This window comes from Burkholderia cepacia (assembly GCF_001039005.1).
Classification (GTDB): domain Bacteria; phylum Pseudomonadota; class Gammaproteobacteria; order Burkholderiales; family Burkholderiaceae; genus Burkholderia; species Burkholderia theae.
On sequence record NZ_LDWR01000026.1, the window covers coordinates 1 to 17,223 of the forward strand.

Consider the following 17,223-nt stretch of genomic DNA (forward strand, 5'->3'; position numbering starts at 1 on the left):
CGCTGTCGACTTCGACCTCGACCGGCATCAGCTCGTTGTCCACCGGCCTGAGCAGCACGGACAGCACGATCCTGTCGCTGTCCACGTCGACGTCGACCGGCATCGGCTCGCTGTCCACCGGCCTGAGCAGCACGAACAGCTCGGTGACGTCGCTGTCCACGTCGACCTCGACCGCGATCAACGCCGCGAAGACGCACTACTACAGCGTCAACGACAACGGCACGCAGCAAGCCAACTACGACAACACCGGCGCGACGGGCACCAACGCCCTCGCCGCAGGCGTGAACGCCAGCGCGGCGGGCGCAAGCAGCGTGGCAGTCGGCGACGGTTCGAACGCGCAGTCGGCAGGCGCGGTCGCAATCGGCCAGAACGCATCGGCGACGGGCGGCAAGGCCGTGTCGATCGGCTCCGGCAACACCGCGACCGGCGACGGCGCGGTCGCGATCGGCGACCCGAGCATCGCGACGGGCACCGGCGCGGTGGCGATGGGCGCGAACGACACGGCGACCGGCAACGGCGCAGTGGCGCTCGGCAACGCGAACACGGCAAACGGCGCCAGCGCGCTCGCCCTCGGCAGCTCGAACCAGGCCACCGCGGACAACACGATCGCGCTGGGCAACCAGTCCACGGCCAGCGCCACCGGCGCACAGGCCTACGGCTCGGCTGCCAAGGCCACGGCCGCCGACGCGCTCGCCTTCGGCACGAACGCGCAAGCCAACGTCGCCAACTCGATCGCACTCGGCGCGAACTCGGTGACGAGCGCCGCGAACCCGACGTCGAGCGCCACGATCGGCGGCGTCACGTACTTCTTCGCGGGCAGCTCGCCGGTCGGCGTGGTGAGCGTCGGCGCGCCGGGCCAGGAACGCCAGATCACGAACGTCGCCGCGGGCCAGATCTCGGCCACCAGCACGGACGCGATCAACGGCAGCCAGCTCAACGCGACGAACAACGCGGTCAACGCGCTGTCGACGTCCACCGCATCGAACGTCTCGTCGCTGTCGACCGGCATCGGCTCGCTGTCGACCGGCCTGAGCTCGACGAACAGCAACGTGGCCTCGCTGTCCACGTCGACCTCGACCGCGATCAACTCGCTGTCGACGGGCCTGAGCACGACGAACAGCAACGTCAACTCGCTGTCGACGTCGACCTCGACGGGCATCGGTTCGCTGTCCACCGGCCTGAGCACGACGAACAGCAACGTGGCCTCGCTGTCGAGCGGCGTGTCGAACATCAGCAACACGCTGAACTCGCTGTCGACGACGATCAACAACAACACGACGCGTACGGCGAACAACAACGGCGTCGCGGCCGACATGAACGGCAAGGGCACCGACGTCCCGACCGTCACCGCCGGCTCGAACTCGGTGGCGATCGGCGCGAATTCGACGGACGGCGGCCGCTCGAACGTGGTGTCGGTCGGCAGCGACACGCAGCAGCGCCAGATCACGAACGTCGCGCCGGGTACGCAAGGCACCGACGCGGTGAACGTGAACCAGCTGACGCAGGTGCAGACGACGCTGTCGACGGCACTGTCGGGCCAGCAGGCGCAGATCAACTCGCTGGGTTCGCAACTGCAGCAGACCGACCAGATGGCGAAGCAGGGTATCGCGGCCGTCGGTGCAATGGCCTCGATCCCGCAGCTCGATCGCGACGCCAACTTCGGCATGGGGGTCGGTACGTCGACCTTCCTCGGCCAGAAGGCGATGGCGGTCAACATGCAGGCCCGCATCACGGAGAACCTGAAGGCGTCGATCAACGGCGGTTTCAGCGGCGGTCAGAAGGTGATCGGCGCCGGCATGCTGTATCAGTGGAAGTAACGCGTCGCGCCGCCAGGCCGCCCGGCTCGCCAGCCGGACGGCCCGCGGCGGCCCCGACGGCAGGACGAGCCCGCCGCGCCACCCGCGGCGGACCTCGGTCAACCCAAGCTTTAAGGACGTAATCGTGAACAAACTCGCTCTTGCACTCGCGCTTTCCGCCATGACCCTCGCCGCGTGCTCGACCGCATCCGGCCCGACCTTCAGCGCCTCCGAACTGCAGCCGCGCGATGGCGTGCGCACGTTCCAGGTGGACTGCCACGGCCTTCTGTCGGGCCCGCAGACCTGCATGAAAGCCGCCCGCAAGATCTGCGGCGACCAGCCGGTGCGCACCGTCGACTCGGCCCGCGCGCTGCGCGACGGCTCCGACCCGGCATCGCTGGTGTTCCAGTGCGGCGCCGCGCCGGCGGAACCGGCCTCGGCCGCCGCGCCGGCGTCCGCCACCGTCGAACACGTGAACCTGTCGGGCGACGCGCTGTTCGCCACCGACCACGCGACGCTCGCGCCGACCGCGCGCGAATCGCTCGACCGGCTGCTGAGCGAGCACGCGGACCACACGTACTCGCAGGTGACGATCACCGGCTTCACGGATTCGGTGGGCAGCGACGACTACAACCTCGCGCTGTCGCAGCGCCGCGCCGAAGCCGTCGCCGCCTATCTGAAGGCGCACGGGCTGAAGGCCGACTCGATGACGGTCACGGGCCGCGGCAAGGCCGATCCGGTTGCCTCCAATGCGACGGCCGAAGGCCGCGCCAGCAACCGCCGCGTCGAAATCACGCTGCAGCACTGAGCAGGCGGCCGCCGCGCACGGCGGCCCGCTCCCGCCGGCCGCCAGCGGCGCGCCGGACACCCGCCGGGCACCCCGCGCGCCGCCTCGCCGACGCCCCGCTCCGGTTGGGCCGGCGACTATGTCAAAGTTCGTCACATCCCGCCACAAACCGGCGATTTCCGTGCCACAATCGCCGCAGACAGTCGCCGGGGCAGCCTGCCCGCATCGCGCGCCGTGCCAGGCGCGCCCGACGACACGCCGGAATCCGGCTGCCGCCCCCGCGATCCACGTTGCACGATTCGCCGGCCGCGGCGCACCGGCGCGAATGCAACCATGACAATCCACGGCGCGCCGCTTCCGGTCCACGCGTTCGACGCCGCGCCCGGACGCACGACGCCGCAGAGGAAACCAACCGGTGACGGACATCAATGAAGCCGCTTCGGGCGGCACCCGCAAGCAACGGCCGGCCGTCGGCATCTCGCTGTTTGCGCGGGACGGCCAGGCGATCTGGGAAAACGGCATTCACCAGAACATCGCGTTCCTCGCGATGATGCTCAAGCGCTCGGATCGCGTCGGCCCGGTCTATTTCCTGAACGGCGGCGACGCCAACGCGCTGCCGGCCGGCCTCGAACTCGACGGCCTCGACATCCCGCTCGTGAAACCCGCCGACGTCACGCACGAACTCGACGTCGTGATCGAAATGGGCGCGCAGTTGCCGGTCGAATGGCTCAGGCACATGAAGGCGCTCGGCAAGAAAATCGCCGCGTTCTTCTGCGGCCATGTCTACGCCGGCCTGTGCGAAACCCCAATCTTCGAAAAGCCGTCCGGGCACATCTTCAACGGCGCGCCGTTCGATGAAGTGTGGCTGCTGCCGCAATACGACAAGACCGCGGCGCCGATGCTGCAGACGATCCTGCGCGCGCCGGTGCACCTGATGCCGCACATCTGGTCGCCGTACTTCCTCGATCGCCGCATCGCCGCGCTCGCCGGCGAAGGCGCGACGTTCGGCTATCGGCCCGGCCGCCGTCCGTGGCACCTGGCGACGCTCGAACCGAACATCTCGGTCGTCAAGTCCTGCCACTACCCGATGCTCGCGTGCGACGAGCTCTACCGCGCGCGGCCGGACGCGGTACAGCACATGTTCGTCGTCAATTCGATGCACATGAAGGAGCATCCGACCTTCGTGCACTTCGCGAACAGCCTCGATCTCGTGCGCCAGCACAAGGCGACCTTCGAACCGCGCATCGACCTGCCGAGCTTCATGGCGCGCCACGCGGATGCGGTCGTGTCGCACCACTGGGAAAACGGGCAGAACTATCTGTATTACGACGTGCTGCACGGCGGCTATCCGCTGATCCACAACTCGACGCTGCTCGGCGACGCCGGTTATTACTACCCGGACTTCGACGCCGCCGCGGGCGGTCGCGCGCTGCTCGATGCGTGGCTGCATCACGACGAACGCCTCGACGACTATCGCGCGAAGGCCGGCCGGCTGCTGCAGTCGGTCTCGATCGACAACCCCGCGAACCTCGACGCGTTCGTCTCGCGTCTGGTCGCCTGAACCGGAGAATACGCATGTCGGACTCCAATGCCCGTCAAGCGCCCGGCGACGGCAAACGTCTCGTCGTCGGCGTGTCGCTGTTCGTGCGCGGCGCCGGCCAGTCGCTGTGGGAAAACGGCATCTTCCAGAACTGCCTGCTGCTGATCCTGCTGCTGCGCCAGTCGCCGCTCGTCGCGGAAGCCGTGATGGTGAACGGCGGCGAACAGGTCGCCGATCCGCAGATGATGCTCGGCGAATGGGACGTGCCGCTGCTGACGATGGACGAAGCGCTGCAGCGCTGCGACGTACTGATCGAAATGAGCGCGCAGTTCGGCGCAGACTACCTGCGCGCATTCCACGAGCGCGGCGGCAAGGTCGTCACGATGCGGGTCGGCAACGACTACGTGATCGACATCGAACGCGCGATGTTCAACAAGCCGTCGGGCTTCCTGTTCTCGGGCGCGCCCTACGACGCAGTGTGGACGATTCCCGAGTTCGAGCGCTCGTGCCTCCACTATTACCAGACCGGCCTGCGCGCGCCCGTCACGATCGTCCCGCACATCTGGCATCCGATGCTGTTCGACAAGGCACGCGCGACGCTCGGCGGCGGTTTGTCGTACGGCTATCAGCCGGGCAAACCGCGCTGGCGCGTGACGATGTTCGAGCCGAACATCTGCATGGTGAAGACGAGCATGATCCCGATGCTGGTCACGGAAGAGGCGTACCGCGCCGATCCGCGATTCCTGGAGTTCGTGCGCGTGTGCAACACGATCCACATCAAGGAGCACGCGACCTTCGTCCACTTCGCGAAGAGCCTCGACATCGTGAACCACGGGATCACGACGTTCGAGAGCCGTTATGCGGTGTACGAGTTCATGGCCGCGTACGGCGATGCGGTGGTGTCGCACACGTGGGAAAACGCGCAGAACTACCTGTATTACGAGCTGCTGTACGGCGACTATCCGCTGATCCACAACTCGCCGTTCCTCGGCAAGGCCGGGTATTTCTATCCGGACTTCGACTGCCAGGCCGGCGGCCGTGTACTGCTGCAGGCGTTCGCCGAGCACGACGCGAACCTGGAAGCCTACCGCGAGCAGTCGAAACACGTGCTGTCGTCGGTCAGCATCTACAACCCCGCGAACGTCACCGCTTACTCGGACGCGATCGCCGCCCTCTATCGCGACGCGTGACGCGCCGCCCTTTCCGGACCCCGACATGAACGCACGCTCGACCCTTACCCGCACGAAATGGCTGATCGGCTGCGCCGTCGCGTCGATCGCGATCGGCGCGCACGCACAATCCGCCGGCGAATCGGCCGACACGCTGCTGCGCGACTCGAACGCGGTGTTCAAGCTGCTCGACGCCGGCCAGTATGGTGCCGTGTGGAGCGATGCCGCCGCGTTCGTGAAGGCGCGCATCAAGCAGGATCAGTTCGCGGCCGACATGCAGCGTGCGCGCCAGTCCTTCGGCGCGGTCGACCATCGCGGCTGGGCGCAGATCACGCGCATCCGCTACACGAATTCGTCGACGACGCCGGATGGCCTCTACGCGAACGTCGACTACGCGACGACGCTCACGAGCGGCGCGACCGTGTTCGAGAAGCTGAGCTTTCGTCTCGACGACGACGGCCGCTGGCACCTGACAGGCTACGTGCCGCGCCAGTCGCAAGGCGCCGTGCAGTAAGCGAAGAACCGCCCGCCTCACCGGAGCCGATATGAAACTCAATGTCGCGATAACGATGAACGTGCAGCGCGACGCGACGCAGTCGATCTGGTACAACGGCGCGAACCAGCACTGCGTGTACCTGTACATGCTGCTGAAGCAGTCGCCGCTGATCGGCGAGGTCTGGCTCGCGCACGACGACGGCATCACCGACTATCCGCAGGCGCTGATGATGGACGCATTCGGCGACGCGCTGCGGCCGCTGTCGTCCGTCGTCCACCAGACCGACCTGTTGATCGAGATGAACGCGTTCGTCGATCCGTCGCACACGGAGGTCGTGCGCCGGCGCGGCGGCAAGTGCGTGTCGTACCGCTTCGGCAACGACTACGTGATCGCGGTCGAGACGATCAACTTCGAGAAGAACGACTGGCGGCCGAACCCGCACCGCGTGCAGTTCGACGAGATCTGGACCAACCCGCAGCACATGCACACGTGCGCGGCCTATTTCCAGGCCGTCTATCGCGCGCCGGTGATCGAGCTGCCGCACATCTGGTCGCCGTATTTCATCGAACGCAGCCTCGCGGCCGACCCCGAACTGAAGGCGCGCTTCGGCTATCGCAACCACGGCCCCGCGAAGCGCATCGCGTTCTTCGAACCGAACCTGAACGTCGTGAAGAGCTCGATCGTGCCGATGCTCGCCGCGAACGCGTGCTACGTCGAACACCCGGAGCTCGTCGAACACGTGTACATGACCAACACGTTCGACAAGAAAGAAAACGTCGCCTTCAAGCATCTCGCGCTCGGGCTCGAGATGGTGCGCGACGGCAAGGCGACGGCCGACGTGCGTGCGCCGTTCGTCGCGTGGGCCGCGCATCACACCGACATCGTCGTGTCGCACCACTGGGAAAACGGCCTCAACTACCTGCTGTACGACGCGCTGTACGGCAACTACCCGCTGGTGCACAACTCGCCGTTCCTGCGCGACGTCGGCTACTACTACCCGGACTTCGAGATCTTCGACGCGGCGCGCGCGATCGCGACCGCCGCGCAGACGCACGACGCGCGGCTCGACGACTACGCGACAGCCGCCCGCCGCTGCCTGCACCAGGTCGACACGCTCGCCGAACACAACGTCCGCGCCTATTCCGCGCAGATCCAGCACCTGTTTGCCGGCCGCGCACTCGGCTGACCTCTTTCGCCTGCCCCCCGCCCATGAATCAGACCGTCCGCAACTTCGTCGTGATCGATTCGATCCACGGCCCGTTCGTCATCAACCGTCACTGCGCTCTCCAGGCGGAGGCGCTGATCAAGACCGGCCGGCCGCATATCCAGGGCGAGCTCGACGTGATGATGTCGGTGATCGACCAGTTGCCCGACGGCGCGATCGCGGTGGACGGCGGCGCCAATGCGGGGCTCGTGTGCGTACCGCTCGCGCATCGGCTGCGCGAGCGCGGCGGCCGCGTCTATGCGTTCGAGCCGCAGCGCACGCTGTTCCACGCGCTCGGCGGCACCGTCGCGCTCAACCAGCTCGACAACCTCCATCTGCTGAACATGGGGCTCGCGAGCGCCAACGGCACGATGAAAGTGCCCGACGTCGACTACGGACAGGACGCCGACTTCGGTCAGGTCTCGCTCGTCGACGCACACGCGGCGGGCGGCACGCCGACGCCGGTCGTCAGGCTCGATTCGCTCGGCCTGCCGCGGCTCGACTTCCTGAAGCTCGACGTCGAAGGGATGGAGATCGACGCGCTGCGCGGCGCGCGCCAGCTGATCGAAACGCATCTGCCGTGGTGCTGGATCGAATACTGGAAGGTCGGCGAAGCGCCGATCATCGCGACGTTCGCCGGTCTCGACTACACGTTCTACCGGATCGACGGGCTGAACATGCTCTGCGTGCCGAACCCGCGCTGGGACCGGCAACGCCTGATCATCACGGGCGAACCGCTCGCCGTCACCGCGGCGGCCGAGAGCGGCGCGGACAGCCCGGCTGCCGCCGACGCCGATACCGACACGCCCGAAACGAACTGGAACCGAGCGCTCGACCACGAATCGCGCTGCGAGTGGGGGCGCGCGATCGACCGCTGGCAACGCGCGCGCGGCCGCGGGCTCGACGACGATGCGATCGCGCTGCAGCTCGCGTCGTGCTACGGCTTCGCCGGCGCGCCCGAGGCCGGGCTCGCGGCACTCGAGCGCTTCGGCGATCCGGCCGCACTGCCCGACGCGACGCGCGGCCGGATCGAACTGGCGCGCGCGGGGCTGCTGCTGCGCGCCGGCCGGCGCGACGAGGCCGCACGCGCCACCGTCGCCAGCGAAAACGTACTGACGGCCGCGCAGTTCGTACTGCCGACGGAACGGCTCTATCAGGGCCAGCCGCTGCAAGGCAAGCGGCTGCTCGTGCTCAGCTACGGCGGTGTCGGCGATCAGCTCCAGTACGCGCGCTACCTGCATGCGCTCGACTCGCTCGGTTGCGCGAGCGTGACCGTCGTCGTTCCGGACGCGCTGACGGGCCTGCTGCGCCATACGTTCCCGCGCATCGAGTTCGTCGGCACGCACGGCGCGTGGGTCGAGGCGCCGCAGATCGCGCACGACTACTGGTGCTCGTTCCTGATGCTCGCAGCGCGGTTCGGCTACGCACCGGCGCCGGAAGGCGTGCCGGCCGCGTACCTGTCGTGCCCGCCCGCGCACGCGGCTGCGTGGCGCGAGCGCGTATCGCGCGACGGCCACTCGGCCGACACGCGCCGCATCGGGCTCAACTGGCGGGGCCGCGACGACAGCGACGCGCGCTTCCATCGCGCGGCCAGCCTGCGTGACTTCGCGCCGCTGACCCGGATGCAGGGCCACGCCGCGTACTGCATCAACCGCGACCTGTCCGTGCAATCCGAGCAATCGGACCTGCCGGTGACGTTCCCGCATCAAGCAATCGGCGATTTCAGCGATCTCGCGGCACTGACGCTCGCGATGGACGCCGTGGTGACCACCTGCACCGCGCACATCCACCTCGCCGGCGCGCTCGGCGTGCCGGCCGTGCTGCTGCTGAGCCCGAAGGCCGACGCACGCTGGGAAACCGGCTCGCGCACCGCGCTCTATCCGGGCATCCGGATCGTGCGCGCCGCGCACGTCGGCAAATGGGACGACGCGATCGACCGCGCGATGGCGCTGGTGCTCGGCGGTTTCGGGAAGGATTGATCGATTTGCCGCGCGTCCGGGCTGCTGCGCGCGGACGATGTCGAAGCCGGCCGCACGCCGGCCGGCACGCGCATTGGCGCGCTACACCAGCACCCGATCGCCGCTTTGCGCGGCGAACACGCGGCCATGCCGCCGCCCCATGTGCGCGAGCACCGCGAAGCAACGGGCCACCGGCCGGCTGGCGCCGGCGGATTGCTTGACGAGGTTGTCGGATACGCCGCGCGCGATCGCCGAATCGTCGCCGCACGCGCCCGCGATGACGCCGGCGTAATAGTGCCGCGCCGCCAGCTCGCGGCCGCCGGCGTCGAGCGGCTTCATCCGCCGAATGCGACGCGCGACGGCTTTCAGGCCGTCGAGATAGGGCGCGACATCGATCGGCACGTCGGTCGATTCGGCGCCCAGTTGCCACAGCATGTCGGCCAGCTCGGCGAGCGCGACCAGGTCGCGCGCATCTGCCGCCTGCATGCCCGTTCCGACTCCGGCCTTCGTCTCCGCCATGCCCACGCCCCTTTTGTCATTCGTCCCGGCCCCGCGCCGGCCCCGCCCTGCACATCTCACGCGCGCCGTCACGCCTGTTCGCGCGCCGTCACGCGGCGGCCGGCGACCGCCATGAAAAGCGGATGCCCTGCGCCCATGCGACGCCGGCATCCACGACGATCTGCCGGTCGATCTCGGTCTCCACGCCTTCGACGACGACGTGCCGCGCACCTTCTTGCGCGAACGCGATCAGCCGGCGGAACTGGTAACGCCCGATCGAGTTGCGCTTGACCATCGACAGGATCGACCTGTCGAGCTTCACGATGTCGGGATTGCCGACCACCAGATTGTTCAATGCACTGAAGCCGACGCCGAAATCGTCGATCGCGACGCGGCATCCGGCCTGCCGGAAGCGGTTCACGAACGACCGGCCCGCGACGGGATTCAGCGGCCCCGTCTCCGTGATCTCGATCACCAGCCGCGCCGCAACTGACGGTTCGCGCTCGAGCCGCCTGAAAATAGCCAGCCACGCGTCGTCGACGACCGCGCTCGCCGCCGCGACGTTGCAACCGTAGACGGCGTCCGGATCGGCGCGCAGCGCGTCGATCGTCCTGCCCACCACGAGCCGGTCGAACCAGCGCATCAACCCGAGCGACTCGAGACGCGGCAGGAAGGCGAGCGGCGGCAGCACATCGCGCTCGCCCCATCGCAATCGCGCCAGGCATTCCCGGTACAGCACGCCACCCGACAGATCGGCCCGGCACACCGGCTCGTGCGCGAACCCGAGCCGGCTTTCCACGAAACTGCGTACCGACGCGAGGTCGGGGTGATCGTCGGGTGCGCCGAACACGAGATCGATTTCGTCACGATTCGCTTCCCGATTCGCCTCCAGGCGAGCTTCGACCGCATTCATCCGGCGCTCCGGCAAATGGCGAGCCCAGACCACGGCTCGACCTCAAGAAACATGCGGAGCAAGCCGATCCTGACGTGCTCCGCCGCCTACCCGGCCCATCCTGTTATGTCGATCTTTTCCGGGGGCGTACTGTTCGCTTCGGCGCGCCGTCAAATTCGATATTTTCGACAATATTCAGTATCTGGGAATACACCATGCGCACCCGATGCCGACAGTGCGACAGGTTACACAACATCAATTGCAGAACCCCGAATCGAAACCGTTTCTCTTTTTCGCCTAAACAGTTTTGTCCGAATCGATTTTTCCGCGATTTACTGGTCTCGAAAATCGGAAATTCGCCAATTAATATGACGAATAACGGTTCGTGAAGCATCGCCCTCTACTCATGTCCGGGCTTGCTGCACTGGCCTTCTGCACGGCTGCCATTCACCGGAATCCCGCCGCCGCGCATCATTCGATCGTCGCAGCATTCAATTTTCTCGTTTCAAACGATATTATGAATTCTCAAAGCAGAATCAAACCGCGTTGAATCAATAATAGCGCGCTTAATTATATGATGATTAACGATTGAAACATCTTTAACAATCTTCCGGACTTGTTAACCTATAAACTTATTTCCGACGGACTTCCCTCGGAGCCGTCAATTTCGTGCCTTCGAAAACCGTCGAACCGACCCGGTTCGGCGGTTTCTTTTTTTAACGGCATTATTTCGTCAGACATTAGGGTGGGACAACCCCGAGGGCGGCCGGCGGCGCAACGAATGTGCGCCGCGGAAAAACGGGCGTTATGCGGCCGTCGCGCCGACCAGGTTCGCGAGCAGCGCGTCGTACTCGGCGACGAGCGCGGGATTCGCCGACGTATAACGGCCGAGGATCTCGCGCTGGCGTCGCGTGTACGCTTCCCAGTCGTCGTCGTGCGTATGCAGCGCGCGCAGCAGCGCATCGGCGCCCTGCTGCACGTCGTTGTCCGGGTAGTAGTAGCCCAGATCGGGCGCGAGGCTCGCGTTGTGCACGAGCGGATAGCCCTGCCAGCACACGTCGAAATAGAAATAGTTGAGCGGGTTCGACCATTGATGCGACACGACGATATCGGTCAGGTCGGCCAGGAACAGCGGCGTGTCGAAGCGCCCGACGAAGCTCGCCTTGCCCGCACGCACGATGTCAAGGTAGTTCATCAGCATCACGAACTCGGGGCTGTCGTGCGCGAGGCGATCGGCGTTCGTCACGTGCGTGAAGCAGATCGCATCGGGGTCGCGCCGATACGCTTCGTCGATGATCAGCATCGGATACACGCAGAACTTCACGACGTTGTGGTTCGGCTCCATCACCGTCAACCGCTTGCCGGGCTCGCTGCGCGGCCGGTATTCGCCGTGCTCGGGCAGCGACTGCGCACGCGCGCTCAGGAACATCGGATCCCACACGAACGGCACGACGCGCCCCGGGCAGCGGCGCAGCGACTGCAGGAACGGCAGCGACGACGGCGCGATCTGCGGAATCGCCCACACCTCGTCGTAGCCGCGGTTGATGAAGAGCGCGTCCCACATCCGGCGGCCGAACAGCATCGACTCCATCGCGTTGATGTACTCGACGCCGCAGCAGTAGCTGACGATCTTCGCGCCGCGCGCTTTCAGGTAGGCCGTCTGCTCGCCGTCGATCTGCCCGCCGAGCTCGATCACCACGTCGAGCGCATCCTTCATGTCGGCGAACGCGCGCGTGTCGTACACGCCGCGATCCCACGGCAGCGCATCGGTAAGCGGCACGTCGGTGGTGTTGACCAGCGTCACGCGGTAACCGTGCGGCGACGCCATCAGCAGCTTCGCGAGAAACAGCGCGTTCTGCTTGATGCCGTTGATCCACAGGCTTTCGTCGGGGGCACGCAATCCGATCGTGATACCGATGCGCAGGCCGTTCAGGGCAGGAGACGTCATCGTCGGCGGGCTGGAAGGTTGGAAGAGGTGGAATGGACGCAGTGTAGCGCGCGAGGCGCCGCCCGCGTCAAGCGGCGGCGCACGCCGGCGCCAACCCGGCATTCTAGCGAAGCGCCGGCCCGCACACTGTCATGGATGGTTAGTGCCCGGCGCGCGGCGCGGGCTGGCCGCACAAATGCGCAAGGCCGTTATACGATACTCGGGCCGCCCGCCGCGCCGCCAGGTTGCGGCTTGTTTTTGGCATTCGAACGGACAACCCACGACCTCGCCGCAACACGATTGAAAAAGGCTGACAAAATGGAACACGACGCCGCGCAAGTCTTCCAGAAAATCCATGACGAAAAGGGGTGGCACTCTCAGGAGAGCGTGTCCGGGTGGGGTTCGGAGCTGAAGAACACCGCGCAGATCATTCGCGAGCTGCCCGGGTTGCTGCGCCGGTTCGGGGTACGTTCGATGCTCGATGCGCCGTGCGGCGATTTCAACTGGATGCGCCATGTCGACCTCGACGGCATCGACTACATCGGTGCGGATATCGTACAGAACCTCGTCACGGCCAACCAGGCGACCTGGACCGCGCCGAACCGTCGTTTCGTGCACCTCGACCTGCTGAAGGATCCGCTGCCGGACGCCGACCTGATCCTGTGCCGCGACTGCCTGTTCCACTTTTCCCATGCCGACGTGTTTCGCGCATTCGAGCGCTTCGCGGCCACCAACGCGCGCTACCTGCTGACCACGACCTTCATCTACCGCAGCTATCCGCGCAACGCGAGCATCGCGACCGGCCAGTGGACGCCGATCAACCTCGAAATGGCGCCGTTCGATCTCGATCCGCCGCTGACGCTGATCGTCGAAGGCAGCAACGAATGCATCATCTACGGCGGCGATCTCGGCACGGTGCCCATGTCCGATCGCTGTCTCGGGCTCTGGAGCATGGAGAGCGTTCGCGAGCGCCTGCGGCGCCCGCTTCCCGACCTTGCGGGCGCACGATGATCGTCCTCAGCCATTTCAGTCACGACGCACCCGCGAGCCTCGAGAATCACCGCCGCTACGCGCAGGCGCACGGCTATCGTCACGAGATCGTCGACGCAGCCGCGATGCCGCAGGCGCTGCCGCTGCGGCCGCTGTATCGCTACGAATCACTGCTCCACGTGCTGCGCGGCGCACAGCCCGACGAACTCGTGCTGCTGCTCAGCGAAGACGCGGCGATCGTCGAACCCGTCGCGCTGGATCGCCTGATGACCGGGCGCGACATGCTGCTCGTCGACGCCTTCGCCCACCCGCTGCCGCAAGTCGACGTGCAGGTCTGGCGCAACACGGCGGCCGTGCGGGCGATCGTGATGCAGCTCGTGCAGCGGTGCAAGCTCGGCAGCGAGCCGCGGCTCACGTCGGAAGCCGCGCTGTTCGCGGATCTGGACACGCATCACTACATGACGCTGATCGACGGGCTGTGCCCGGTGATGCCGACCGGCCCCAACCTCGATCCGATGTGGAGCCGCGTACCGACGTTCGCGATCAGCATCGACGACACGCCGCACGATCCCGAACGCAAAGGCGCGACGCCGCGCTTTCGGGACGCGCTGGTCGCGTATATCAACCGATGCCGCGCCGCCGGCCAGCCGATGTTCTCGTTCGATCACGACGCCGGCAGCGAGCCGGCCGACTCCGCCGAGCGCAACACCTACAATCCCGGCCGCTCGATTGCCGTGATGACGCTATACACGCCGAACATCGGCAACTACGCGCGCATCGCGGAACAGAATTTCCGGCGCTACTGCGACACACACGGCTACACGCTCTACGTGCATCGCGACATTCCCGGCGAGATCGGGCTGAACGCGACCGGCAACTGGTTCAAGCCGTGGCTGCTGCACGGTTATCTGCAGCACCATGACTGGGTGGTGTGGCTCGACGCCGACGTGCTGATCGCGGATCAGCAGAAAGCGCTGGAACCGCTGCTCGAAGGGCGCGACTGGCTGCTCGCGCACGACATCGGCCAGTGGGCGTTCAACTCGGGCGTGATGGCGTTTCGGCGCACCGAACGCAACGATGCGATGCTGCGCGACATGATGGCGACGATCACCGCGCTGCAGGACAGGTCGAGCGTCTATGCGAGCGATGGCGACCAGCTGCACTTCATTCGCGCGATGGAGCGCGACGGGCAGCTGGACGGGGAAGGCGTGGCCGATCTCGTCAGCTTCAACACGCCCTGGCTGTTCCGCCGCGCGGACAGCTACATCGTGCATTACTACGGAATGTGGTCCGACATGCGCGCGCTGATGATGGCGCACGACGACGGGCTGCTGCGCTGAAGCAGCCGATCCGGAATAAAAACCGCGAGCGACGGCGCCGGCTGGAGGCATACCAGCCGGCGCGCGTCGCTTGCCGTCAGATCGGCGTGGTGGTCGGCGCGACGGCGGCCGGGTCGGTCAGGCTGGCCTTGCCGGTTTCGACGTGCCCCGCGATGCGGCGCGTCCAGCCCGCATTCCCCGCGACCGCGAACTGCAGGTCGTACCAGTGGCTGCTGCACGACAGATCCCAGTGCGCTTCGATGCGCTGCCCCGGCGGAATCGTCAGCGTGCGCGCCGGCCCGCCGTACGCGACATCGGTCGCCGTGACCGTCAGCGCGCTGGCGCCCGCATTGGCGAGCGTCACGTAGACGTCGCCGTTGGCGGCGTCGTAGCACGGCGTGATTTCAGGCTTCGCGCCGGCATCCGCGGCGGCGGACCCCGCAAAGCGCCGGAAATAGCCGTTCGGGCCCCACACGCTCACCAGATAGTTGCCGTTCGCGTCGAGCGCCCACGTATCGGTCAGTTGCTTGCCGGCTTCGACCGTGTAGCGGCGCGGCATCGCGGTGGGGTCGCCCGTATAGACCCAAAAGTGCGCGCCTTGCGTGCCGGTGTTCGCAAACGTCACCGCGTAACCTTGCGCGCCGAGCTGGCCGGTGACGTGCAATTCGTACGGCAGCGCACGCGCCGGCCGCGTGCCGGGTTCCTGCGCCGTCACGACCTGCTGCGCGGTGCTGGCCGGCGCGGTCTGCGACGACGCGCGCGAGCATTGCAGATCCGCCTGCGCGACATACGCCTGCGTGCTCGGCAAGGTCGGCAACGTGGCATCCGATTTCGAGAAGTCGAGCGCCGACGTCAGGTCGCCGCAGATCGCGCGGCGCCACGGCGAGATGTTCGTTTCCACCACGCCGAAGCGCTTCTCGATGAATTGCAGCACCGACGTGTGATCGAAGACCTGCGAGCAGACAAAGCCGCCCTTCGACCACGGCGAGACGACGAACATCGGTACGCGCGGGCCGAGGCCGTACGGCAGGTTGTCGGCCGTGTACGTGCCCGTCTGCGTCGAGGTCACGACGTTGTGCCGCTCGAGCGACACGTCCACGGTGCTCATGCCGGAGCCCGGCAGCGTCGGTGCCGACGGCGGCACGACGTGATCGAAGAAGCCGTCGTTCTCGTCGTACATGATCAGCAGGACGGTCTTGCTCCACACGTCCGGATTCGATGTCAGCGCATCGAGAATGTTCGACAGGTAATACGCGCCGTAGAGCGGCGTGAACTTCGGATGTTCCGAATACGCGGCGGGCGGCAGCAGCCACGAGACCTGCGGCAGCGCGTTCGCCTGCACATCGGCTTTCAGCTGCGTGATCGAGCGCGTGCTCATCCCGCGCGTCTGCAGCGACGAACCGGCCGGCGCATTCACGAAGTTGTTGAAGCACGCGAGCATGTTCGTGCCGTAGTTGCCGGTGAAGTTGTCGAACCCGGTGCCCTGCTGGTAGATCTGCCACGAGATGCCCGCTTTCTCGAGGCGCTCCGGATAAGTCGTCCAGCTGAAGGGCGGCAACTGGATCTTGTCGAACTGGTTGTCGATGTAGTCGGTGTTGTCGAGCAGCGGGCCGCCGCCCGTGCCGAGCGGATCGACCATGCCCGTCATCAGGTACATCCGGTTCGGGTGCGTGTTGCCCGGAATCGAGCAGAAGTAGTTGTCACACACGGTGAACGCATCCGCGAGCGCGTAATGGAATGGGATGTCGTCGCGGACGTGGTAGCCCATCGTCATGTTCGACTTCTGCACCGCCCATTGGTCCGCGCGGCCGTTGTCGATCGCACCGTGCGTCGTCGCCCACGTATGCGGCAGGCCGCCGATGCACTGCGCGTTGACGCCCGGGATGGTCGTGTCGTAGCGGAACGGCGCGATCACGCTCGTCTTGTCTTCCTGTCGCGGCTGGAACCACACCGGCTTGCCGTTCGGCAGCGTGACCGGGAAACGGTCGTTGTAGCCGCGCACGCCGCTCAGGTGACCGAGGTAGTGGTCGAACGAGCGGTTCTCCTGCATGAACACGACGATGTGCTGCACATCCTGGATCGTGCCCGTCACGGTATTCGGCTCGATCGCAAGCGCCTTGCGGATCGATTCGGGAAGCAGTGCGGTGGCGGCGGTCGCGCCGGCGAGGCCGGCGGAGAACTTCAGAAAATCGCGTCGCGAATGGGTGGCCATGCTGGTTGCTCTTGATTGGATTTCTGGTGGGAACGGCCGGTATCAGGAAGCGGGCGAGGATGCAGGCGCGGTGAAACCCGGCGGGCAGTGCATCTGCGCGGTGGCGACTGCGGCGCCGCCGCACGCGGCCTTCTGCTGTGCGACGGGCGCGGGGTCGGTGGTCAGGTCATCACCGCAGGCGCTGAGGAGTGCGATCAGCGTGAGCGAGCCAACGACCGCGAAGGGCCGGAGGGCCGACTTTCGCATAACGTATCTCCGTGGATGTGATGACGTGACACGAGCGCGGACCCGCGCCGGTCATATCGTCGCCGCGATGCTAATTACCACGTGTTACACGACGGTGTCGCGTGCAGGCAGAGGTCGACGTGCTCGCGAACGGAGACACGTGAGGGTGTGACGGGATACATCGTGTGTGGCGCGTAATGCAATCGAAAG

The 17,223-nt window shown here is 66.5% G+C and carries 14 protein-coding genes; 9 read left to right on the forward strand and 5 right to left on the reverse strand.

Translation table 11 applies throughout. The annotated features are described in order from the left end of the window. The 7 genes from VL15_RS15750 to VL15_RS15780 form a co-directional block, all read left to right on the forward strand. Positions 1–1,817, forward strand: a 1,817-nt coding sequence (locus tag VL15_RS15750) for a YadA family autotransporter adhesin (RefSeq protein WP_196319596.1), incomplete at its 5' end; no start/stop codon positions are given. A gap of 124 nt (positions 1,818–1,941) precedes the next feature. Next, on the forward strand, positions 1,942–2,604 hold the full coding sequence (locus tag VL15_RS15755; RefSeq protein ID WP_048246583.1) for an OmpA family protein: 663 nt from the start codon (positions 1,942–1,944) through the stop codon (positions 2,602–2,604). A 394-nt stretch (positions 2,605–2,998) separates the two neighbouring features. Further along, on the forward strand, positions 2,999–4,144 hold the full coding sequence (locus VL15_RS15760; RefSeq protein WP_048246585.1) for a DUF2827 domain-containing protein: 1,146 nt from the start codon (positions 2,999–3,001) through the stop codon (positions 4,142–4,144). 14 nt (positions 4,145–4,158) lie between these two features. Further along, complete coding sequence (locus VL15_RS15765) at positions 4,159–5,313, forward strand: DUF2827 domain-containing protein (protein WP_048246587.1); 1,155 nt, start codon at positions 4,159–4,161, stop codon at positions 5,311–5,313. Between the two features lie 25 nt (positions 5,314–5,338). Then, positions 5,339–5,806, forward strand: a complete 468-nt coding sequence (locus tag VL15_RS15770; RefSeq protein WP_048246588.1) for a DUF4019 domain-containing protein — start codon at positions 5,339–5,341, stop codon at positions 5,804–5,806. 31 nt (positions 5,807–5,837) lie between these two features. Further along, the gene (locus VL15_RS15775) at positions 5,838–6,974 is read left to right on the forward strand and encodes a DUF2827 family protein (RefSeq protein WP_048246590.1); all 1,137 of its coding nucleotides are present in this window, start codon (positions 5,838–5,840) and stop codon (positions 6,972–6,974) included. 23 nt (positions 6,975–6,997) lie between these two features. Further along, complete coding sequence (locus tag VL15_RS15780) at positions 6,998–8,971, forward strand: FkbM family methyltransferase (RefSeq protein ID WP_048246591.1); 1,974 nt, start codon at positions 6,998–7,000, stop codon at positions 8,969–8,971. A gap of 81 nt (positions 8,972–9,052) precedes the next feature. On the opposite strand, the gene VL15_RS15785 is transcribed toward VL15_RS15780, so the two are convergent. The 3 genes from VL15_RS15785 to VL15_RS15795 all read right to left on the reverse strand — a co-directional run bounded on the left by VL15_RS15785 (position 9,053) and on the right by VL15_RS15795 (position 12,288). Next, positions 9,053–9,469, reverse strand: coding sequence for a hypothetical protein (locus VL15_RS15785; RefSeq protein ID WP_048246593.1), 417 nt, complete (start codon positions 9,467–9,469; stop codon positions 9,053–9,055). A gap of 88 nt (positions 9,470–9,557) precedes the next feature. After that, positions 9,558–10,361 (reverse strand): EAL domain-containing protein, encoded by an 804-nt coding sequence (locus tag VL15_RS15790; protein ID WP_048246594.1) that lies wholly within the window; start codon positions 10,359–10,361, stop codon positions 9,558–9,560. A gap of 784 nt (positions 10,362–11,145) precedes the next feature. After that, on the reverse strand, positions 11,146–12,288 hold the full coding sequence (locus VL15_RS15795) for a DUF2827 domain-containing protein (RefSeq protein ID WP_048246596.1): 1,143 nt from the start codon (positions 12,286–12,288) through the stop codon (positions 11,146–11,148). A 297-nt stretch (positions 12,289–12,585) separates the two neighbouring features. Between VL15_RS15795 and VL15_RS15800 the strand changes: the two genes are divergently transcribed. Continuing rightward, a complete protein-coding gene (locus tag VL15_RS15800; protein ID WP_053077660.1) occupies positions 12,586–13,278 on the forward strand; it encodes a class I SAM-dependent methyltransferase in 693 nt (230 codons plus the stop codon). Beyond that, positions 13,275–14,597: a galactosyl transferase GMA12/MNN10 domain protein gene (locus tag VL15_RS15805; protein ID WP_048246601.1), complete on the forward strand. Its 1,323-nt coding sequence runs from the start codon at positions 13,275–13,277 to the stop codon at positions 14,595–14,597. The genes VL15_RS15800 and VL15_RS15805 overlap by 4 nt, the downstream gene beginning before the upstream one ends. Before the next feature lie 76 nt (positions 14,598–14,673). On the opposite strand, the gene VL15_RS15810 is transcribed toward VL15_RS15805, so the two are convergent. Further along, complete coding sequence (locus VL15_RS15810; RefSeq protein ID WP_048246603.1) at positions 14,674–16,788, reverse strand: phosphocholine-specific phospholipase C; 2,115 nt, start codon at positions 16,786–16,788, stop codon at positions 14,674–14,676. A gap of 42 nt (positions 16,789–16,830) precedes the next feature. Continuing rightward, positions 16,831–17,034 (reverse strand): hypothetical protein, encoded by a 204-nt coding sequence (locus VL15_RS15815; protein WP_048246605.1) that lies wholly within the window; start codon positions 17,032–17,034, stop codon positions 16,831–16,833. Between the last annotated feature and the right edge of the window lie 189 nt (positions 17,035–17,223).